We start from the raw sequence: 21,084 nt of genomic DNA, 5'->3' as shown, positions 1-21,084 counted from the left end.
ACGGACACGGACCCGTGACTGCACCTACGGCCCCACCATCAGCCGCCTCTCCATTCGGTCAGCCCACTCAAATTCGTGCAACTTCGTGTCGCACGATCCCCCTCCCAGTGACCGGGGACCGCCCGGTCCTCGGCCTCGGCGGGACGTTCGCTGATCATCACCATCGGCGTGGTGAAACGCGGCTGGCGGCAGTTGGCCTGCCGCTGTGGCCTGCGGCGGGCACGGCCACTGCGCAGGGCAGAGGCGAGCTCGCGTCGCAGCTCGCCTCTGCCCTGGACGTAGAGCGTCTGGTAGACGGTCTCGTGGACCACGTGCATCTCCGGCCGGTCGGGGAACTGTGCCCGTAGAGCGTGGCAGATCTGCTCCGGGCTCCACCGCTCGTCCAGCATGGCCTGGACGGCGTCCCGCAGTGCCGGGTTCGAGGTGATCTTGCGGGGCTTGGGGCGGGGCCGGCGGGCGTCGGCCCGGGCCTGGGCGGCGTGCGGACGGTAGTGCCACTGGCCGCGGGTGCCGTCGGTGCGGTTGCGGCGGATCTCCCGGCTGACCGTGGACGGGCTGCGTCCCAGCTCGGCGGCGATCGCCCGCACGGTCGCCTTCTCCCGCAGCCGGTCGGCGATGTGGATCCGCTCGTCCTCGCGCAGATATCTGGAGGCGCCGGAAGGCGGCACCACCGTACGAATCGGTGGTGCCGCCTTCTTCCCACGCTCGGCGCTACGGCCGTTACGCCATTTCCTGCCGGTCCGCGTATCGATGCCGACGATCCGGCACGCTTCGGCGTTGCCGTAACCCTGCTGCATGAGCCGGGAGTATGCCGCCCTCTCAGCTGCGAGCTTCACCGGGCCCTGAGCCGTCCGGGCCTTACGGATCTCGAAGTCCAATGCATCCCCTGAGCTGGGGTGTTGCAACGACTCCTAGAACCCAAGTCACGTCCCGGGCCCCTCGACGGCACCGTCGTTACTTCTTCTCCTTCGGCGCCTCTGCGTCCGTCGACAGCGCGGCGATGAAGGCCTCCTGCGGGACCTCCACCCGGCCGACCATCTTCATCCGCTTCTTGCCTTCCTTCTGCTTCTCCAGCAGCTTGCGCTTACGCGAGATGTCACCGCCGTAGCACTTCGCGAGGACGTCCTTGCGGATCGCCCGGACCGTCTCTCGGGCGATCACGCGCGAGCCGATGGCGGCCTGGATCGGCACCTCGAACTGCTGGCGCGGGATCAGCTTCTGCAGCTTGCCGGCCATCATCACGCCGTAGTTGTAGGCCTTGTCCTTGTGCACGATCGCGGAGAACGCGTCCACCGCGTCACCGTGCAGCAGGATGTCGACCTTCACCAGGTCGGCCGACTGCTCGCCGATCGGCTCGTAGTCGAAGGAGCCGTAACCGCGGGTCTTGGACTTCAGGTAGTCGAAGAAGTCGAAGACGATCTCCGCGAGCGGCAGCGTGTAGCGCAGCTCGACACGGTCCTCGGAGAGGTAGTCCATGCCCTGCAGGTTGCCGCGGCGGGACTGGCACAGCTCCATGATCGCGCCGACGAACTCGTTCGGCGCCAGGATGGTCCCGCGCACGACCGGCTCGTACACCTCGGCGATCTTGCCGGTCGGGAACTCGCTCGGGTTGGTGACGGTGTGCTCCGTGCCGTCCTCCATCACCACGCGGTAGATCACGTTCGGGGCGGTGGAGATCAGGTCGAGGTTGAACTCGCGCTCCAGGCGCTCCCGGATGATCTCCAGGTGCAGCAGGCCCAGGAAGCCGCAGCGGTAGCCGAAGCCGAGCGCGACCGAGGTCTCCGGCTCGTAGACCAGCGCGGCGTCGTTCAGCCGCAGCTTGTCCAGGGCGTCGCGGAGCAGCGGGTAGTCCGAGCCGTCCAGCGGGTAGAGGCCGGAGAACACCATCGGGCGCGGGTCCTTGTAGCCGCCCAGCGCCTCGGTCGCACCCTTGTGCATCGAGGTGATCGTGTCACCGACCTTGGACTGCCGGACGTCCTTCACGCCGGTGATGATGTAGCCCACCTCACCGACGCCGAGGCCGTCCGCGACCTTCGGCTCCGGCGAGATGACGCCGATCTCCAGCAGCTCGTGCGTCGCGCCGGTCGACATCATCGCGATCCGCTCACGCTTGGTGAGCTGGCCGTCGACGACACGGACGTAGGTGACCACGCCGCGGTAGGAGTCGTAGACCGAGTCGAAGATCATCGCGCGGGCGGGGGCGTTCTTCACGCCGACCGGGGCCGGGATGTTGTCGACGATGTGGTCCAGCAGCTCCTCGACGCCGAGGCCGGTCTTGGCGCTGACCTTGAGCACGTCGCCCGGGTCGCACCCGATGATGTGCGCGATCTCCGCCGCGTACTTCTCGGGCTGCGCGGCCGGCAGGTCGATCTTGTTGAGCACCGGGATGATCGTGAGGTCGTTCTCCAGCGCCAGGTACAGGTTGGCGAGGGTCTGCGCCTCGATGCCCTGGGCCGCGTCCACCACCAGGACGGTGCCCTCACAGGCCGCCAGGGAGCGGGACACCTCGTACGTGAAGTCCACGTGGCCCGGGGTGTCGATCATGTTGAGGATGTGCGTGCTGCCGGTGTTGACGCCGGTCTTCGGCGCCCACGGGAGACGGACGGCCTGCGACTTGATCGTGATGCCGCGCTCGCGCTCGATGTCCATGCGGTCGAGGTACTGGGCGCGCATCTGCCGCGGGTCGACCACACCGGTGATCTGCAGCATCCGGTCTGCGAGCGTCGACTTGCCGTGGTCGATGTGGGCGATGATGCAGAAGTTGCGGATCAGCGCCGGGTCGGTACGGCTGGGCTCTGGCACATTGCTGGGGGTCGCGGGCACCTTGGTCCGATTCTCCGTTGGTCCGGGGGCCGGGGGTGTCCGGGTCATCGCTGACCGGCTTCCCGGGCGACCGGACGGTCGTCCGATCGAGATAGTTCCTCCCATCCTCCCACTTCCCGCGAGCAGGACGCGCGCCGCCGTCCGGTTCGCCCCTGCCGGGGCGCCTCCGGGGCGCCTCCGGGGACGGTCCACGCCTCCGCCGGGCGCGTTCCACGGGCCTCTCCTGCGGACCTCGGCCGTCGGCTCTCCCCCGGGCGACCGGGCCCGGGCAGGATGACGTCGCATGATCCTGGAAAGCGCACTGCTCGACGTCCTGCCCGGCCAGGAGGAGGCCTTCCTCTCCGCCTTCGCCGAGGCCCGACCGCTGATCTCCGTCCAGCCCGGCTTCCGCTCACTGGAACTGCGCCGCTGCCTGGACGAGGGGCGGGGCTCACGGTTCCTGCTGCAGGTGGAGTGGGAGAGACTGGAGGACCACACCGAGGGGTTCCGCCGCTCCGCCGAGTACCAGCGGTGGCGCGAGTCGCTGCACCACCACTACCGGCCGTTCCCCGAGGTGGAGCACTACGGCGAACCGGTCCTGCGTGCCTAGACCACGCCCGGAACCGGACCGGACCGCCGTACGGACCGCCGCCCGGTTTGGGGCGGACGGTGCGCCCCTGGTAGCGTTGGCCGCTGCACCTGGCCCCGGCATGCCCTCTCAGCTGGTCCGGCGGCCGCGCGGTGCAGCCCGTTCCAACCGTTTCATTCCAGACAAGACTGAGGCTCCTTCGTGGCGAACATCAAGTCCCAGATCAAGCGCAACAAGACCAACGAGAAGGCGCGCCTGCGCAACAAGGCCGTCAAGTCCTCGCTGAAGACCGCTCTGCGCAAGGCCCGTGAGGCCGCTGCCGCCGGCGAGACCGAGAAGGCCGCCGAGCTGGCCCGCGCCGCCTCCAAGGCGCTCGACAAGGCCGTGAGCAAGGGCGTCATCCACGCCAACCAGGCCGCCAACAAGAAGTCGGCCATCACCAAGCGCGTCAACACCGCCGTCCAGGCCTGACGCCCTCGGGGCCGCATCGACGGCCCCTCCCCTCGGGACGCACCGGCCCTCTACCCGGACGCCCGAGGAGCACAGAACGACTCGCACCGCACGCGGCCTGCGTTCGCCACGCGGGTGCGGTGCACAGAGCGCCACCAGAAGTGCCGGTTCCTAGGCCCTTCCACTGCTGCCCGCCCGGTACACACCGGGCGGGCAGTAGTCGTTTCCGGAGCCCGGTGACAGCGGTCGGGCGGGGCCGCTGCGACTCCTGTCGCGTCCTGCGGCCCGACCGATAAGGTCTGGTTCCGGCACCTTCGTCGCAGGCCCAAGGGGGGCTCACATTGGGGACACCACCGCCGCCACCGCCACCGCCACAGAGCGGGTCGGGCTTCGCCGGCTTCCCGCAGCAGCCACCGCCCTCGTCACCGCCGACGGTCCCCGCACCGGGCGGCCCTCCCGGCTTCGGTCCGCCGCCCGGGCTGCCGAGCTCGCCCGGCGCACCCACCCCGCCCGGGACCCCCACCGTGCCCGGCGGCGCAGCCGGTGCCGCGGGCGACCGGAAGGGCGGGAACCTGCGCCGGAACGCGGTCTGGGCGTTCGTCGGTGCGATCATCGCCTCGGCCGCCTGGGCCGGCGCCGTCGCCGTCGTGCCCAGCCTCGTGGACGGCGGCTCCTCGGCGCAGAGCCTCCGCGGCTACCACCCCGTCGACAAGATCTGCGAGGCGGGCAAGCTCACCGGGTTCCGGCAGAAGTACAAGATGGTGGACAACTATCCGCTGGAGCACACCGGGCGCAGCGAGTCCATGGACATCATGCGGTGCTACGCCCTGGTGAAGCGGACGGTCAGCGACAGCGACACCCCGGACTACGCCACCCTCGACATCCGTGTCGAGCTGCACAAGGCCGTCGACTCCTCACCCGAGTTCGCCGCCACCCGGCACTACTTCGAGCAGCAGAAGTACGAGATCACCGACGTGCCGAACCTCGGCGAAGAGGCCTACTTCGCCTACGGGGACGAGCCGACCAGCTCCGACAAGAGTCTGCACGACATCAACTACTACCTACAGGTCCGCGACGGCGGTATGACGTACTCGTTCTACTGGACCGACAACTACCAGGTCGGCAAGAACCACACACTGGACCGCGAGACCGTCCGGCGGACCATCCTCGACGACACCCGCGACATGCTCAAGGCCATCGGCGGCAAGTAACCGGGAGGGGCGCCGGGGCGGCGGCCGGTGTGTCCCGGAGGCCGGGGCGCCCGCGTTGGCCGAGCGGCCCGGCCGTCCCTCTCCGGCCGTCCTGGCCCCCGGGCCCTACGAGCCCTACGAGCATCCCCCGGTGGACGTGGTCAGTACGACGGGCGGGAGCCTGCCCGGGCGGCCCTGGCCACGGCGACCACCGCCCGCTCCAGTGCGAAGGCCGGGTCGTCGGAGCCGCCCTTGACGGCGGCGTCCGCCTGCGCGATCGCGGTCAGCGCCACGGCCACGGCGTCACCGGTCCAGCCGCGCATCTGCTGCCGCACCCGGTCGACCTTCCAGGGCGGCATGCCCAGCTCGCGTGCGAGGTCCGCCGGACGCATGTTCCGTCCGGTCGTCGCCAGCCGCCCGATACTCCGCACACCTGACGCCAGCGCGTAGGTGATACCGGTCGGCGGCTGCCCCACGGCGAGCGCCCAGCGCAGCCGCTCCAGCGCCTCGGCGGCCCGACCGGTGACCGCGAGGTCCGCCACCTCGAAGCCGGTCGCCTCGGCCCGGCCGCTGTAGTAGCGGGCCACCACGGTCTCGTCGATCGTGCCCTCGACGTCCGAGGTCAGCTGGCTGCACGCGGCCGCCAGTTCACGCAGATCGCTGCCGAGCGCGTCCAGCAGAGCCTGGCAGGCCTCCGGCGTCGCCGAGCGTCCGAGCGTCCGGAACTCGCCTTTGACGAACGCCAGCCGCTCGTTCGCCTTGGCCAGCTTGGCACAGGCGACCTCCCGGCCTCCTGCCTTCCGCCCCGCGTCCAACAGACCCTTGCCCTTGGCGCCGCCCGCGTGGACCAAGACGATGATCACTTCTTCGGCGGGGGCCTCGATGTACGCCTTGACCTCCTTCACGGAGTCGGCGGAGAGGTCCTGCGCGGCCCTGACCACGATCACCTTGCGCTCGGCGAACAACGAGGGCGTGGTGAGCTCGGCCAGGCTGCCGGGCTGGAGGCTCCCTGGCGCGAGATCCCGCACGTCGGTGTCCGGGTCCGCCGCCTTCGCCGCGGCCACCACCTGGGCGACCGCGCGATCCAGCAGCAGCTCCTCCTGGCCGACCGCGAGGGTCAGCGGGGCGAGCAGGTCGTCGGGTGCACTCTTCCTGGCCATCGCCTACCAGCATCCCACGGGGTACGGACACCGCTGGCCCACCCGTCCGCCGCTCACGGGACAATGGCCCGGTGACCGAAGATCCCACCACCGACCAGCCCGGCGGCTTCGACCCCGGCGCCCGGCAACTGCTCGTCCTGCCCGACCGCGATGCCGCCGAGGAGGCCGCGGAGGAGCTCGGCTTCGACCACCCCGACCTCGGCGAACTCGAAATCGTCCGCGACGCTCTCGCCGGCGAGGACGACGCCGAGGACGCCCAGTGGCTGGTGGTCCTGGAGCCTCCGGACTCCGGCTGGACCCCGGACCGCCTCCGCGCCCTCGACGCCCTCGCCGCCACTCACGAGGGCTGGCGGGAGCAGGGCTGACCGCCGCTGCCCCTCGCGGACGGCCTCCACCGGTGGCCTCGCACAGGAAGTCGGCGGGTCCGACTTCCTGTGCGAGGCGATCGCGAACAACAACGTGCTCCCCGGGCTTCCCCCCACCCCCGCCCCCTCCCCACCTCCTCCCTGGCCCCTGGCCCGCTCCCCTGGCCCGCAGCCCCGCTCGGGGTTGGGAGGAGGGCGGAGCTCCGGGGGATCACCCCGGCGGGGCACGCCGCCCCGGGGCCGCGTGCGGACCCTGCGCGTGGACGACGGCTCCGAGGCGGGCCGGGGAGTCCCCCGTCACCGCGATGTCACCGACGCGGTCCGTCCGCAGCACCGTGGCCCCCAACGCGCGCAACCGGTCCACCGTCCGAGGCGACGGGTGGCCGTACGGATTGCCCGCACCACAGGAGATCAACGCCAGCCGAGGGCTCAACGCCGCAGTCAGGGACCAGTCCTGATGGGCCGAGCCGTGGTGGGCCACCTTCAGCACGTCCACCCGCGCACGGCCACCGGCCGCACTGAGCCGGCTCAGCAGCGCCTCCTGCGCCGGCGGCTCCAGATCGCCCAGCAGGGCCAGCCGCAACCCGCCCGCCAACGTCACCAGCACCGCGACGCTCGCGTTGTTCGCGCCTGAGGCCACCAGCGGCTCCGCTCCGTCCGGCCACAGCACCTCCCACGACACCTCCGACCCCGCCGAGCGTCGCTCCCCGCGCCCCGCCCGCATCAGCGGCACCCCGGCCGCCGCCGCCCACGCCGCCACCCTGGCGGCCTCGCCCGGCGGGTCGTCCAGCACCGTCCCCTCCAACGCCCCGACCCGTCGGCCCCGCAGCACGCCGGGCAACCCCTCGACGTGATCGGCATGGAAGTGGGTCGCCAGGATCAGCGGCACCCGGGTGATCCCGAGGTCGCGCAGGCACCGGTCGGCCGTCCGGGGATCCGGCCCGGCGTCCACCACCACGGCACTGTCCGGCGGGTCGTGGCCCTCCCCGACGACGGGCAGCACCAGCATGTCCCCCTGCCCGACGTCGCACATGACCAGCCGCCAGCCCGGGGGCGGCCAGCCGGTCGCGACCCTGGCGAGCAGGGGTGGCCGGAACAGCACGGCGAGCAGGGCCAGCAGGAGCACGCCCGTCACCACCGGCCGGAGCCTGCCGCGCGGCGCTCGCCGTCCCCCCGGGCCGGCGCGGCGGGGCAGCAGCAGCGGAACCGTCCAGCAGAACGCGACCGTCCCCACGGCGAGCGTGGCCGTGCCGACGAGGCCGCCCGACCAGGACAACCGGGCCCCCGGAAGCTCGGCTCCGTGCCTGGCCACCGCGGCCAGCCAGCCGGCCGGCACCGCGGCCGGTTCGGCCAGCAGCCTGGCCAGCGCCGGGGAGAGCGGATCGACCGCGAGGACAGTGAACCCGAGCAGGGTCGCCGGGGCCACCGCCAGCTCGGCCAGCAGGTTGCACGGGACACCGACCAGACTGACGTGCCCGGAGAGCAGCACCGTCACCGGCCCGCAGAGCGCCTGGGCCGCAGCCGTCGCCCCGACGGCACCCGCGAGGCGGTCCGGCCAGCCACGGGCCCGCAGGGCGTCCGCCCAGTGCGGGCCGAGAACCAGCAGTCCGGTGGTGGCGAGCACCGACAGCAGGAAGCCGAAGGAGCGAGCCAGGTACGGGTCGAGGAGGACCAGGAGCAGGGCGGTGCCCGCCAGGGCCGGCACCGCCTGGCGGGGGCGGCCGGTGGCCAGCGCCAGCAGTCCGAGCAGTCCTGTCCCCGCCGCCCTGAGCACGCTGGGTTCCGGGCGGCAGATCGTGACGAAGGCCAGCGTGACAACGGCTCCGAGCAGCGCGCTGGTGCGCAGCGGGATCCCGAACAGGGCGGCCAGGCCGCGCCGTTCGGCGGTTCCGGCCCGGCCCGGCGCGCCCAGCAGTACGCCGAGCACGATCGCGAGGTTCGCTCCGCTGACGGCGACCAGGTGGGCCAGGTCGGTGCTCCGGAACGCCTCCCGGAGCTCGTCGGGCAGGCGCGAGGTGTCCCCCACCACCAGACCGGGCAGGAGCCCTCGCGCGTCCGGCGGGAGGTGGTCGGTCGCCGCGCGCAACCCGGACCGCAGGCGGCCGGCGATGCGTTGCGCGACGTTCGGCGGCGCGAGCTGTCGCGGCTCGCCGTGCACGATCAGGAGTGCCGCCGACGCGTCGTCCTGCTCCCCCGCCGGGCGGACCGTCGCCGCGACGGCCAGTTCGGTCGAGGGCAGCAGGCGCTCCCAGGTGTCCGCCCCGTCCCCTCGGACCATCACCGTGACCGGTGTGCGGGTACGGACCGTGTGCGGGCCCGGGCCGGGGAGGAGGCCGTCCGGGACGGCGACCCGGTCCACGACCGCGTCCACGGTGAGCAGACGTTGTCCGGTGCCGGATCCCCCGGTCCGTGAGGTGTGTACGTGGGGATCGCCGGTGACGGTCAGTTCGACGTCGACGTCCGGGGCGGGAAGGGCGGCGCGGGCCAGCTCGGGCAGCGGGCCCCGGTGCAGGTCGGCGGTGTGGAGGAAGGTGGCGCCCGCGGCGGCGGCCCCGGTGAGCAGCAGGGCTGCCAGTGTCACGGCGGCGGAACGGCGGCGGCCGGTGCCCGGGGGGCGGACGAGCAGGACGAGCCCGAGGAGTCCGGCCGCCCCTGCGGCCGGGAGAAGAACCGCCCCGTGACCGGGCCCCATCCCGAGGGCCGCAGCCGAGACCGCCCAGGCGGAGACGGCGGGCAGGAGCAGGCGGAAGTCGCTCGGCCGCGTCGTGGTCGGTGTCGGGCTCTTCCTCGTGACGGGGGTGAGGGCGGTGGTGGCGATGACGGCACCTCCTTCCGGGCAGGGGTGGGTACGGGAGCCGCCGGTGGGAGCGGTCCGGACGGTCGTCAGAGGGTGAGCAGCGGTTTGATCTCCGTATAGGTCCGCTCCCCGATGCCACTCACCTGCCGGAGCTGGTCGATCGAACGGAACGCGCCGCCGTGCGAAGTGCGGAAGGCGATGATCCGCTGGGCCAGGGTCGGACCGACGCCCGGGAGGGTGTCGAGCTGTTCGAGGGTGGCGCGGTTCAAACTGACGGGCTGCTTCGGCGCACCGGCCGGCGGTGGCCCGGTCGCCGCACCGGCGGCCGGCTGGAGGCCGGGTTCGCCGACGAGGATCTGCTCACCGTCCGTCAGTACGCGGGCCAGGTTGAGGTTCCTGGTGTCCGTCCCCGGCAGCGGGCCGCCGGCCGCGCGCAGGGCGTCCGCGACCCGGGAACCGCCGGGCAGGGTGTGCAGCCCCGGCGAGTGGACCCGGCCGCCGATGTCGACCACCACCGGGGCGGACGCGCCCGCGCCCGCGGCGGTGCCGCTGTCCGCAGCGCCCGTCCCGGGGCCGCCACCGGCCTCGGGACCGGCCAGGCCCGACAGCGGGGTGCCGGGCCCCACCGAGGCGACCGCCACCGTCGGCACGTCGACGGATTGCGGCCTGGCCAGCCAGAAGTGCTGGACTCCGTAGCCCACGGCGAGCAGCAGCAGGACGAGCAGTCCCGCCACCGCCCGCCGGTCGAGGGCGTGGGCCGCGCCCGCCCACGGGTACGCGCCCGCCGGTACGACGGCCGGGCTCCCGCCGGGCGGCCCGGTCGGCAGGCTGTCGGACGGGGGTTCGCCCGGCCCGACGGGCGGCACACCGGGCGGTGGAACGGGTGCCGCGTCCGGTCGCCCGCGGGGCGGCCCGGTCCCGGCCGGTTCACCACCGGCCAGGGAGCCACCCGCAGGAAAGTCACCGATGGGAAGGTCGCCGGCGAAGAGGCCGGCGTGCAGGGGCCCGCCGCTCGGCGGCCCACCGGCCGGGGAGGCTCCGGCGCGCTCCGCCGCCCGCGCCCGCGCCCGGGCCGCGGGCCTCTCGTACACCGACAGCTCTTCGGGCGGCTCCTCGGCGGCCGGCAGCAGTGCCGCCATCCGCAACCCCGCGGTCTCGGTGATGTGCTGAATCCGGCGGCGCCTTGTCGCGCCGATGCGCATGCTCGTCATGCGGAGCACGGTAGGAGTCGCTGCGGAGTCGCGCGGAAATTGCCGAAGCCCTGTGGAAAACCGGGGGGCTGTGGAAAGAAGATGTCACCCACAGGGGGTAGTTGACCATGTGCGCATTGACGGTACGCCGGCTCCACGGGCCCCCGAGCCTACGAAGCGTTCCGCCACCGGCCCGTTCGCAGCAACCCCCTGGCCGCGACTCACGGGAGCCGGACGGAGCCACCCGCGCCGGGCCCACCGGGCCCACCGAGGTTCACCGGAGCCCACCACGACTCACCGGGGTGAGACCACCACCGCCAGCAGCCCCGGTCCGACGTGCGCACCGATCACCGCACCGACCTCACCCACGTACAGGTCGCGCAGCCCCGGTACCCGCCCGCGCAGCCGCTCCGCGAGCGGCTCGGCCCGGTCCTCCGCGGCCAGGTGGTGGACCGCGATGTCGACCTCCTGCTCCCCCGCCCGATCGACCGCGATCTCCTCCAGCCGGGCGATCGCGCGGGACGCCGTCCGGACCTTCTCCAGGGGTTCGATCCGCCCCCCGTCCAGGTGCAGCAGCGGCTTGACCGCCAGCGCCGAACCGAGCAGCGCCCGAGCGGCGCCGATCCGGCCGCCCCGGCGCAGGTACTCCAGCGTGTCGACGTAGAAGAAACCGCTGCTCACGGCCGTCCGCCGGGTGGCGGCCTCCGCGGCCTCGTCCAGGCCGCGCCCGGCCGCGATCGCCTCGGCAGCCGCGAGCACCCCGTACCCGAGCGCCATGCCGACCAGTCGGCTGTCCACCACCCGGACCGGGACGGGCGACTCCGCGGCGGCCAGCCGGGCCGCCTCCGCCGTCCCCGAGAGCTCGCCGGAGATGTGCACCGAGACGATCCCCTGCGCGCCGTTCTCGGCGGCCGACCGGTAGGCGGCCGCGAACGACTCCGGGCTGGGCCGTGAGGTGGTCACCCGGTGTTTCCCCCGCAACGCCTCGGCGACGTCCTTGGGAGAGATCTCGACCCCCTCCGCGAACACGTCGTCACCGACCGCGACGCTCAGCGGGACCACCGTGATGCTGTGCCTGTCGACCGCTTCCTGGGGCAGGTAGGCCGTGGAATCGGTGACAAGCGCGAGGTCGGCGGGCATGAGGCGGAGGTTACCCCCCGCATGGCCCGGGCGACAGCGCCCGGACGCCGTGCTCAGCCCGCCGAGGGACCGGCCGTAGGCTTCCGCAGCCGGTGCGCCAGCTTGGCCAGCGGGTCGGAGAGACCCAGCAGCTCCTCCGCGCTCGGCCGACCGCTCGTTCCGTCCGGCAGCGCGTTCCGGGCCGCCCCGTCCCGCGCGGCCTCACGCGCGGCGCCCGAACCGGCCGCCCCGCCGCTCGCCGCGCCCGAACGCGCCCCGCTGGCAGCGCCCGCAGCACCCGCAGCACCCGCAGCAGCGTCCCAGTGGCGCAGCGCCCCCGCCTCGTTCTCGCACTCCTGGCTCAACCGGCCCAGCTCGTCGTCCGCGAACCGGTGCATCCGGTCCTGGGCGGCCCAGCGCATCGTCTCCGCAGAGTGGGTGATCCGCTCGGCCCGCTCCCGCAGCTCGGGCAGCTTCGCCGCGATCCGGCCGACGTCGGGCTCGCGCTCCAGCGTCCGCAGCTCGCCGTCCAGCTCGGCCGCGTGGGTGTCCAGCCGGGCCAGCAGCGCGAGCGACTCGGTGAGCTGGCCGTCCTGGGTGAGGCCGCCCTCCAGGACCTGCCGGGTGCCGCTCAGGGAGGTCCGCAAGCCCAGCCGGACCGCGGAGATCTGGCCCTGCGGGCCGGTCTGGGTGTAGGTCTTGGCCTTGAGCGTGACGTTCTCCACCGCACGCCGGGCTTTGGCCTCCTGGCGTTCCATCTTCTCGCCGACCGCGCGGGCCGCCTTCACCACGCCGACCACGACGAGCGCAGCCACCACGAGCCCGAACAGCAGGGCCAGTCCGACCATCACGCCGAGCACGTCCATCACGAGCCACCTTCCGCCAGCCGAACCGGCCCCCACCGGTCCCAACGCGGGCCGGACCACCGAGGGTTCCACCGTAGCCCCCGTACTCGCCGGGGAGGAGACCGATCGGGCCCGGCGGGCCCGAGATCAGGGACAGATCCGGGATCACCCCGAGAGCACCAGGCCGCTCCGGCCCCCGTTCTGCCCATACCCGCTCTGCCCGTACTCGCTCTGCCCACACCCGCTCTGCCCATACCCGCTCTGCCCGTACTCGCTCTGCCTGCGCGCGCCCGGCGGGGCCGGCCCCGGAACGCCGCGGGGCGGGCGCCCCCGAAGGGACACCCGCCCACAGCTCGCCGTCCGAACGTCCTCACGCCGGTCGACGTCACCCGATCGGCGTCACCCGGTCGGCGAGGTCCGCCGGCCGAGGCCGACCGGGCGTGGCCGACCGACGTCAGCCGGTGACGATGTTGACCAGCTTCGGCGCCCGTGCGATCACCTTGCGCACCTGGGCCCCGCCGATCGCCGCGACGACCGCCGGGTCGGCCAGCGCCAGCGCCTCCAGCTCGGCGTCCGAGATCGAGGGCGCGACCTCCAGCCGGGCCTTGACCTTGCCCTTGACCTGCACGACGCAGGTCACCGACTCGTCGACCACGAACGCCGGGTCCGCGACCGGGTAGTCGGTGTGGGCCAGCGACTCGACGTGGCCCAGCCGGCGCCACAGCTCCTCGGCGATGTGCGGGGCCAGCGGGGCGACCATCAGCACCAGCTGGTCGGCCACCTCGCGCGGCGTCGAACCGCGCTTCACCAGGAAGTTGTTCAGCTCGATCGCCTTGGCGACGGCCGTGTTGAACCGCAGCCCGGCCATGTCGCCGCGGATGCCGTCGATGGCCTTGTGCAGCGCGCGCAGGGTCGGCTCGTCGGCCGGCTCGTCCACGACGACCAGCTCACCGGTCGTCTCGGAGACGACGTTGCGCCACAGCCGCTGCAGGAAGCGGTACGAGCCGACGACCGCGCGGGTGTCCCAGGGACGGGAGACGTCCAGCGGGCCCATCGACATCTCGTACAGGCGCAGCGTGTCCGCGCCGTACTCGTCGGCGATCTCGTCCGGGGCGACGGCGTTCTTCAGGGACTTGCCCATCTTGCCGGCCTCGCGCTTGACCGGCTCGCCCTGCCAGGAGTAGGCGCCGTCGCGCTCCTCCACCTCGGTGGCGGGCACCGGGAAGCCGCGCTCGTCACGGTAGACGTCGGCGGTGATCATGCCCTGGTTGAACAGCTTGTGGAACGGCTCGACGGACGAGACGTGGCCCAGGTCGTGCAGCACCTTGTGCCAGAAGCGGGCGTACAGCAGGTGCAGCACGGCGTGCTCGGCACCGCCGACGTACAGGTCGGCGCCGCCGCCCGGCTTCTGCTCGGTGGGGCCCAGCCAGTACCGCTCGTTGGCCGGGTCGACGACGTCGGCGCCGTTCGTCGGGTCGACGTAGCGCAGCTCGTACCAGCAGGAACCGGCCCAGTTGGGCATGGTGTTGGTCTCGCGGCGGTACTTCCTGACGCCGTCGCCCAGGTCCAGCTCGACGTTGACCCAGTCCTCGTTGCGGGACAGCGGGGTCTTCGGCGAGGAGGTGGCGTCGAAGGGGTCGTAGGTGTGCGGCGAGTAGTCGTCGACCTCGGGGACCTCGACGGGCAGCATCGACTCGGGCAGCGCGTGCATGACGCCGTCCTCGTCGTAGACGATCGGGAAGGGCTCGCCCCAGTACCGCTGGCGGCTGAACAGCCAGTCGCGCAGGCGGTAGTTGACGGTGCCCTCGCCGATGCCGCGCCCGGCCAGCCAGGCGGTGACGGCGGCCTTGGCGTCGACGACGCCCAGGCCGTTCAGCGAGATGCCGTCCTCGGTCCCGTCCGCGTGCGCCGAGTTGACGATGACGGAGTCGTAGGTGTCGAACGCGTCGTCCCAGTCGTGCGGGTCCTCGCTGCGGCCGTCGGTCGGCTCGACGACGCAGCGCATCGGCAGTTCGAAGGCCCGCGCGAAGGCGAAGTCGCGGTGGTCGTGGGCGGGGACGGCCATGATGGCGCCCGTGCCGTAGCCCATCAGCACGTAGTCGGCGATGAACACCGGTACGGGCTCGCCGCTGACCGGGTTGACGGCGTAGGAGCCCGTGAAGACGCCGGTCTTGACCTTGGCCTCGACCTGGCGCTCGACGTCGGACTTGGCGGCTGCCGCGGCGCGGTAGGCGGCGACGGCCTCGGCGGGGGTGGCGGCGGCGCCGGTCCACTCCTCCCGGGTGCCCTCCGGCCAGGACGCCGGCACGATCGCGTCGACCAGGTCGTGCTCGGGGGCCAGCACCATGTAGGTGGCGCCGAACAGGGTGTCGGGACGGGTGGTGAAGACGGTGATCTTCTCGGCGTCACCGGTCGGCGTGTCGACGGCGAAGTCGACCCGGGCGCCCTCGGAGCGTCCGATCCAGTTGCGCTGCTGCAGCTTGATGGCCTCGGGCCAGTCCAGCAGGTCCAGGTCCGAGATCAGCCGGTCCGAGTAGGCGGTGATCCGCATCATCCACTGGCGCAGGTTGGACTTGAACACCGGGAAGTTGCCGCGCTCGGAGCGGCCGTCCGCGGTGACCTCCTCGTTGGCCAGCACGGTGCCCAGGCCGGGGCACCAGTTGACCGGCACCTCCTTGGCGTAGGCCAGCCGGTACTCGCCCAGCACCTCGTCGCGCTCGGCGGCGCTCAGCGACGCCCAGGCCCGGCCGCCCGGTACCTCGCGCGAGCCGTCCTCGAAGCGGGCGATCAGCTCGGTGATCGGGCGGGCCTTGCCGGCCTGCGCGTCGTACCAGGAGTTGAAGATCTGCAGGAAGATCCACTGCGTCCAGCGGTAGTACTCCGGGTCGATCGTGGAGATCGAGCGGCGCGGGTCGTGGCCCAGGCCCAGCCGGCGCAGCTGCTGGCGCATGTTGGCGATGTTGGCTTCGGTGGAGATCCGCGGGTGGGTGCCGGTCTGCACCGCGTACTGCTCGGCGGGCAGGCCGAACGCGTCGTAGCCCAGGGTGTGCAGCACGTTGTGGCCGGTCATCCGCTGGTAGCGGGCGAAGACGTCGGTGGCGATGTAGCCCAGCGGGTGGCCGACGTGCAGGCCCGCGCCCGACGGGTAGGGGAACATGTCCATGATGAAGCTGTGCGGCTTCGCGGCGACGTCACCGGCTGCCGGGTCGGCCAGGTCACCGGCCGGGTTGGGGGCGTGGAACGTCCCCTCCTTCTCCCAGATGTCCTGCCAGCGGGACTCGATCTCCGCCGCCAGGGCGGCGCTGTACCGGAACGGCTCGGTCGCGGTCTCGGCCGCGCCGGACGCAGGGGTCGTCTCGCTCATGGTCCTTCAAGCTCCATCGATGTCAGTTGGCGAACCGGCGCGCCGGGCCGGCTGCGGCGAACGGCGCCCGGGCCGGGAAACCCGGGCGGAGACCGGGCGAACACCCGGGCGGAAAACAAAAAAGCCCCTCGCAGGAGGGGACGCCACGCCGACTCCGGCTCCGCCCGAGGGCGCGGCCGGTCCTGGTCAGCGCGGCCGGCTAAGGAGCAGGCGCACGGTTCGCATGGGCTCAGGGTACCGCAAGGGGGTCAGCCCCCTCCCGGCCGTTCCCGCCGGTGGATCCGCAGCGCCCGCGGCAGCGGCCCGGGCGGGTATTCCGGACGGACGGCCCGGGCGGTGTTCCGGGCGGTCCGTCCGGACGCCGATCGGGCCCACGTTTCGGGCGGCGGCCCGGCGGGCGGTCGGACGCCGGTCGGGACAGCGCTTCAGGACTGCGGTTCGGGACTGCGCTTCAGACCGCGACGGCGGTTCCGGCGGTCTCCTCCGCACCCCCACGGGTGGTTCCGGTACGGGCGCCCGCGGCAGTACCGCCGACCGCACCACCGTCACGCGGCCCTGGCACCTCCGCCACCCCCGGAACATCCGCCGAGACCGAAGCCGCCTCCGTCGCCGCCTCCGTCGCCGTCTCCGCCGGATCGGCGGTCGCCGCCGAGGACGGCACCGTCGCCGTCGCCGCCCGGAACGCCGCGTCGATGTCGCGCAGCGCCCGCGCGACCCGCTCCGACTGCATCCCTGCGGCCAGCGCCCGGGCCTCGTCTGCCGTGGCGATCGCCGAAGCCGTGTCACCCGTGCGGCGCCGGGAGTCGGCCAGCCTGACCATGAGGAGGGCCCGGGCCCGCGCCCGGTCGGGTCCGAGGCCCGCCACCGCCTCGGCCAGCAGGGCCTGGGCACGCCGGTGGTCGCCCAGGAAGAGGTACCCCTCCCCCACCATGCCCGCCAGATCGGCCCGCACCTCACCCGGGCCGGCAACTCCGCCGACCCCGTGGGCCGTCCCGACCCCGTCACCTCCGCCGAGCCCGTCACCCCCGCCGTACCCGTCCGCCTCGGCGCCCCCGGCGACCGCCCGTCCCGCACCGGCGGCGGTGCCCACCCCGACCGCGCCCAGCTCCGTGAAGGCCCGCTCCGCGGCCTCGGCCAGGGCGTCCCCGTGGCCCCGCCGTCCGTACGCGCGCGCGATCCGTCCGAACTGGAGCGCCCGGTCGGCCGGACCGAGCGCGTCCCCGGCCGCCGCCACCGCCTCCGCCAGCACGGTGACCACGTCCGGCCCGCGTCCGCCCGCCCCCTGGGTGGCCAGCACCACCAGGCCGCCCACCACCGCCACCCCCTGTCCGTGCTCGCCGCTCACGTGCGCAGCCCGCAGCGCGGCCGCGAACGCCCGCTGGGCGGCGGCCTCGTGGCCGAGGTCGTAGGCCGCCCAGCCGGCCAGCCCGGCCAGTCGGCTGGCCGCGCCGTACAGGGCCCGGCCGAGCGGTTCGTCGTAGGCGCCGAGCTCCAACAGCTTGGCGACCATGGCCAGTTCGGCACGCGCCGGTCCGAGGACGAGTCCGCCGCCGCAGGAGCGTTCCAACCGGAGCTTGCTGCGGTACCCGAGGTCGAGTTCACCGACCAGGCCGGGAGCGATGCGCAGCACGCCGTCACCGCCGGCGACGGGCGGCGGCGGGGTGGTCAGCCGGCGGGCCGCCTCGGCGAGGTCCGAGTCGCGGAAGAGGTCGGCCAGGCGGACCGGTCCGGCATCGGTGGCCGCCTCACGCAGCGCGGTCTGCGCGGTGTCGGCCGTCCACGGGTCGGTGAGCAGCCGCGGGGAGAGGATCTTGGCGCCCCGGTGGCCGCCCATCCGGCCCCAGAGCTGCTCGTAGGTGACGGCGATACCGAGGGTGCGGCTGAGTACCTCACAGACGGCCTGGTCGTGCGGACTGCGCGGGACCATGCCGCGGTCGCGCCACTTGTAGGGGGCGGTGGAGCTGATCGCCAGCCGCGCCGGCAGCGCGAGGTTGACCTCGCGGGCCAGCCGCTCCGGGTTCCAGCCGAGCTGGTGCAGTATCCGGGCGAGTTCCTCGTTGCGTCTGCGCTCCAGATCCGCCATGGCTCCGACGGTAGCGGTCCGCCGGGGCCGCACGCCCCGGCGTTGCGAAAAGCCGCGGTCGCCCCGCGCCGGCCCGGCCCCGCCCGGCGGCCCCGACCCCGGAGAACGCCGAAGGCCGCCTCCCGATCCGGGAGGCGGCCTTCGACTTCTGTGGAGCTACGGGGAATTGAACCCCGGACCTCTTGCATGCCATGCAAGCGCTCTACCAACTGAGCTACAGCCCCTTGACTTGCAGTGTCACCGGGGGTTTCGTTCCGTTTCCCTCGGCGACATCGCCTACTTTACACGGTCGGAGGGGTGCTCCACGAATCCGTTCTCCGGGCTCACCGCGCAGGCCCGCCGCACGGGTCCACGGCGCAGGGCAACCGCGCCGGCCCACCGCGCGGCCGGCCCGTGCGGTGAGCGCGCGGTGGGCGCGCGACCGGGCGCGCTACTCGGCCGACGCCCGCCGGACCCGCACCGCGAAGAAGGCCGCGAGCGCCGCTCCCACGCCGGCCACGACCGTGGTGACGAGCAGGGCGTACCCGGAGTCCCGGGCGGGTGCCGGCACGTCGACCGAGCCGAGGAACACCGAGCCGAGCAGCGCCACCCCGGCGACCTGGCCGAGCTGGATGGTCGTGACCATCACCCCGCTGGCATCCGCCGCGTCCGCCGGGGCGACCCGGCCGAGCGCCCGGGCGAACAGCGGCGCGTAGGAACAGCCCGCGACCAGCCCCAGCACGGCGGTCAGCAGCAGCGCGCCCGCACCGACCCCGGTACCACCGCCCAGCATCAGACCGAGCAGCACGTAGCCGGGGGCGAGGAGCGCGGTGCCGAGGACCGGCAGGGCGCCGTGCAGCCGACGGGGCAGCCGCTGCCAGTGCAGGCTCGCGACGCCGAAGCCGACCGCGATCGGCGCCGAGCAGAGTCCGGCGTGCAGCGCGCTGTAGTGGAGTCCGGTCTGCTGGTGCAGGGCGAAGGCGAACATGAAGCCCGCGAAGGCCGCCATGATCATGAACAGGGCGCCGGCCGCCGGAAGCAGACCGGCCGCTCCGAGGACCCGGCCGGAGATGAGCGGCTGCCCGCCGCGCCGCGCGATCCGCCGTTCGACCACCACGAACACGACGACCAGGGCGGTGCCGGCGCCGAGCATCGCCCAGCCCCAGGCGGGCCAGCCCAGTTCGTGGCCGAGCACCAGCGGCACCACCAGCAGGCCGAGGGCTGCGGCCAGCACGGCCAGGCCGGGGACGTCGAAGCCGCGGTCGCGGTCCCCGGGCAGGTCGGGCAGCAGCCGGGCACCGGCCGCGAGGAGCAGCAGCCCGATCGGCACGTTGACCAGGAACACGGGGCGCCAGCCCGAACCGAACAGATCGGCGTTGACGAGGATCCCGCCGAGCACCTGACCGGCCGCCACGCCCCCGGCCAGCACGGCCGCGTAGAGCCCGAGCGCCCTGGTCCGGGCCGGTCCGGTGAAGGTCCGCTGCACCAGGCTCATCACCTGGGGCACCATCAGGGCCGCGCCGGCGCCCTGGAGCAGCCGGAACGCGATCAGCCAGCCGGTGGAGGGGGCGAGCCCGCAGGCCAGCGAGGCGGCGGTGAAGAGGGCCAGGCCGTGCTGGAAGAGCCGGCTGTAGCCGTACCGGGCGCCCAGCCGGGCACCGGTGATCAGGAGGACCGCGTAGGCGACGGTGTAACCGGCCACGACGAACTGGAGGGCGGCGCCGGAGGCGCCCAGGTCGGTGCGGATGGTCGGCACCGCGACGTTGACGACGGCGGTGTCGAGGACGGCCGTGAACTGGCCGCAGAGCACGAGCGCGAGGAGCAGCCCGGGCCGGGTGCCCGGCGCTGCGGCGGGTGGGGCGCCGAGCGGGTCGGCGGGTGGGGCGGCGCCGGACGGGCCGCGCCGGGTCTGGAGATCCGTCATGGACCGAGCGTCACCGAGCGCCGGTACCGGTGGTTAGAGCCTGCTGATCCTGGTACCGGCAGCACCCTGTCCGGCCCGGGCGGGCTGCGGCACGATGGCGGGTATGACCGTCCTGGACGACCGCGGCGCCGCCGGGCTCACGACCGAACGCCCCACCACTCCTCCCGCCTCCACCGCCGGCGGCGCCGCGCCCGGCCGCCGGGGCCGCCGCCGGTCCGAGCTCGCCCGGTACCTGCGGGCCTGCCGGGCCCGGGTGGCCCCCGAGGAGGTCGGCCTGCCGCCGGGGCTGCGCCGCCGCACGCCGGGGCTGCGCCGGGAGGAGGTCGCACAGCTCGCCGGCGTCGGGGTGACCTGGTACACGTGGCTGGAGCAGGGGCGTCCGATCAACGCCAGCGAGCAGGTGGTGACCGCGGTGGCGCGGGCACTGCGGCTGGACGCGACCGAGCGCGAGCACCTGCTCCGGCTGGCCGAGGTAGCGGTGCGTCCGCCGGCGCAACCGGAGCCGCCCGTCCTGGACCCGTCGACCCAGGTGATCCTGGACGCGCTGGTGCCGCTCCCCGCCGCCGTCTCCAACACCCGGTTCGACGTGCTGGCCTGGAACGGACCGTACGAGGCGCTGTTCGCGGCGAGCCGGGCACGGACGGACGAGGGCTGGTTCAACAGCCTCTGGTGCACGGTGACCAGCCCCACGTGCTGCAACCCCTTCCTGAACCGGGAGGAGGCGCTGCCGCAGATGGTCGCGGTGCTGCGCAACGCGTACGGCAAGCATGTCGGCGAGCCGGTCTGGGAGAACCACGTGCGGGCGCTGGCCGCGGTGAGCGAGGACTTCCGGGAGCTGTGGGCCCGGCAGGAGGTGGCGCCGCAGCGGACGTCGTTGAAGGTCTTCCGGCACCCGGACGTGGGGGTGCTGCGGCTGAACGCGACCTACCTGACGATCCCGGGGGTGCCCGAGACGTTCGTGGTGGTCTACACGCCGGACGGGCCGGCGGACCGCGAACGGATCGAGCGGCTGGCCACCCTGCCGCCCGGCGGCTGGGCCAACCCGTGCGACCACTCCGACACCTGTCCCGACCGCTCCGGCGGAACGAGCTGAGCGAGCCGAGCGAGCCGAGCGACCGACCCGACCCACCCGACCGCCACGACCGCCACGACCGGCGACCGGCGACCGGCGACCGGACAGGGCCCACGCGGCGAGCGCCGCCCGGACGCAGCGCACGACGAGAAGGC

The 21,084-nt window shown here is 73.6% G+C and carries 14 protein-coding genes, 1 tRNA gene and 1 pseudogene; 5 read left to right on the top strand and 11 right to left on the bottom strand.

Translation table 11 applies throughout. The features are described from left to right. Positions 1-95: 95 nt before the first annotated feature. Positions 96-878: pseudogene (locus ACFWIC_RS24145) on the bottom strand (IS30 family transposase); the annotation flags it as partial. 76 nt (positions 879-954) lie between these two features. Beyond that, positions 955-2,823 (bottom strand): translation elongation factor 4, encoded by a 1,869-nt coding sequence (gene lepA, locus ACFWIC_RS24140; protein WP_329885169.1) that lies wholly within the window; start codon positions 2,821-2,823, stop codon positions 955-957. Between the two features lie 283 nt (positions 2,824-3,106). Here lepA and ACFWIC_RS24135 point away from each other — a divergent pair, with 283 nt between their 5' ends. From ACFWIC_RS24135 to ACFWIC_RS24125, 3 genes are all read left to right on the top strand, one after another. Continuing rightward, a complete protein-coding gene (locus ACFWIC_RS24135) occupies positions 3,107-3,412 on the top strand; it encodes an antibiotic biosynthesis monooxygenase (protein ID WP_329951497.1) in 306 nt (101 codons plus the stop codon). A gap of 180 nt (positions 3,413-3,592) precedes the next feature. Further along, positions 3,593-3,862: a 30S ribosomal protein S20 gene (gene rpsT / locus ACFWIC_RS24130; protein ID WP_329885167.1), complete on the top strand. Its 270-nt coding sequence runs from the start codon at positions 3,593-3,595 to the stop codon at positions 3,860-3,862. 503 nt (positions 3,863-4,365) lie between these two features. Continuing rightward, on the top strand, positions 4,366-5,052 hold the full coding sequence (locus ACFWIC_RS24125) for a hypothetical protein (RefSeq protein ID WP_329885166.1): 687 nt from the start codon (positions 4,366-4,368) through the stop codon (positions 5,050-5,052). Between the two features lie 140 nt (positions 5,053-5,192). Here ACFWIC_RS24125 and holA read toward each other — a convergent pair whose 3' ends face one another. After that, positions 5,193-6,191: a DNA polymerase III subunit delta gene (gene holA, locus ACFWIC_RS24120; RefSeq protein WP_329951496.1), complete on the bottom strand. Its 999-nt coding sequence runs from the start codon at positions 6,189-6,191 to the stop codon at positions 5,193-5,195. Positions 6,192-6,262: 71 nt separating this feature from the next. Here holA and ACFWIC_RS24115 point away from each other — a divergent pair, with 71 nt between their 5' ends. Next, on the top strand, positions 6,263-6,556 hold the full coding sequence (locus ACFWIC_RS24115; protein ID WP_329885164.1) for a hypothetical protein: 294 nt from the start codon (positions 6,263-6,265) through the stop codon (positions 6,554-6,556). A gap of 211 nt (positions 6,557-6,767) precedes the next feature. On the opposite strand, the gene ACFWIC_RS24110 is transcribed toward ACFWIC_RS24115, so the two are convergent. The 8 genes from ACFWIC_RS24110 to ACFWIC_RS24075 all read right to left on the bottom strand — a co-directional run bounded on the left by ACFWIC_RS24110 (position 6,768) and on the right by ACFWIC_RS24075 (position 19,857). Further along, positions 6,768-9,137, bottom strand: a complete 2,370-nt coding sequence (locus ACFWIC_RS24110) for a ComEC/Rec2 family competence protein (protein WP_380520000.1) — start codon at positions 9,135-9,137, stop codon at positions 6,768-6,770. A 302-nt stretch (positions 9,138-9,439) separates the two neighbouring features. Then, positions 9,440-10,564: a helix-hairpin-helix domain-containing protein gene (locus tag ACFWIC_RS24105; protein WP_380519999.1), complete on the bottom strand. Its 1,125-nt coding sequence runs from the start codon at positions 10,562-10,564 to the stop codon at positions 9,440-9,442. A 273-nt stretch (positions 10,565-10,837) separates the two neighbouring features. Next, positions 10,838-11,683, bottom strand: a complete 846-nt coding sequence (locus ACFWIC_RS24100; protein WP_380353935.1) for a DegV family protein — start codon at positions 11,681-11,683, stop codon at positions 10,838-10,840. Between the two features lie 53 nt (positions 11,684-11,736). Next, positions 11,737-12,528 (bottom strand): hypothetical protein, encoded by a 792-nt coding sequence (locus tag ACFWIC_RS24095; RefSeq protein ID WP_380519998.1) that lies wholly within the window; start codon positions 12,526-12,528, stop codon positions 11,737-11,739. Positions 12,529-12,961: 433 nt separating this feature from the next. Next, on the bottom strand, positions 12,962-15,871 hold the full coding sequence (gene leuS, locus ACFWIC_RS24090) for a leucine--tRNA ligase (RefSeq protein ID WP_380353931.1): 2,910 nt from the start codon (positions 15,869-15,871) through the stop codon (positions 12,962-12,964). 451 nt (positions 15,872-16,322) lie between these two features. Continuing rightward, positions 16,323-17,954 (bottom strand): hypothetical protein, encoded by a 1,632-nt coding sequence (locus tag ACFWIC_RS24085; RefSeq protein WP_380519997.1) that lies wholly within the window; start codon positions 17,952-17,954, stop codon positions 16,323-16,325. 151 nt (positions 17,955-18,105) lie between these two features. Continuing rightward, positions 18,106-18,178 (bottom strand) — tRNA-Ala (locus ACFWIC_RS24080). Positions 18,179-18,384: 206 nt separating this feature from the next. Next, on the bottom strand, positions 18,385-19,857 hold the full coding sequence (locus tag ACFWIC_RS24075) for an MFS transporter (RefSeq protein WP_380519996.1): 1,473 nt from the start codon (positions 19,855-19,857) through the stop codon (positions 18,385-18,387). 103 nt (positions 19,858-19,960) lie between these two features. On the opposite strand from ACFWIC_RS24075, the gene ACFWIC_RS24070 reads away from it, so the two are divergent. Next, positions 19,961-20,950, top strand: a complete 990-nt coding sequence (locus tag ACFWIC_RS24070) for a helix-turn-helix transcriptional regulator (protein ID WP_380519995.1) — start codon at positions 19,961-19,963, stop codon at positions 20,948-20,950. The last annotated feature ends 134 nt before the right edge of the window (positions 20,951-21,084 follow it).

It is taken from the genome of Kitasatospora sp. NPDC127035, from assembly GCF_042726075.1.
Classification (GTDB): domain Bacteria; phylum Actinomycetota; class Actinomycetes; order Streptomycetales; family Streptomycetaceae; genus Kitasatospora.
Note: the sequence above shows the minus strand (reverse complement) of the source record. Positions and strands in the feature narration are given on the sequence as shown.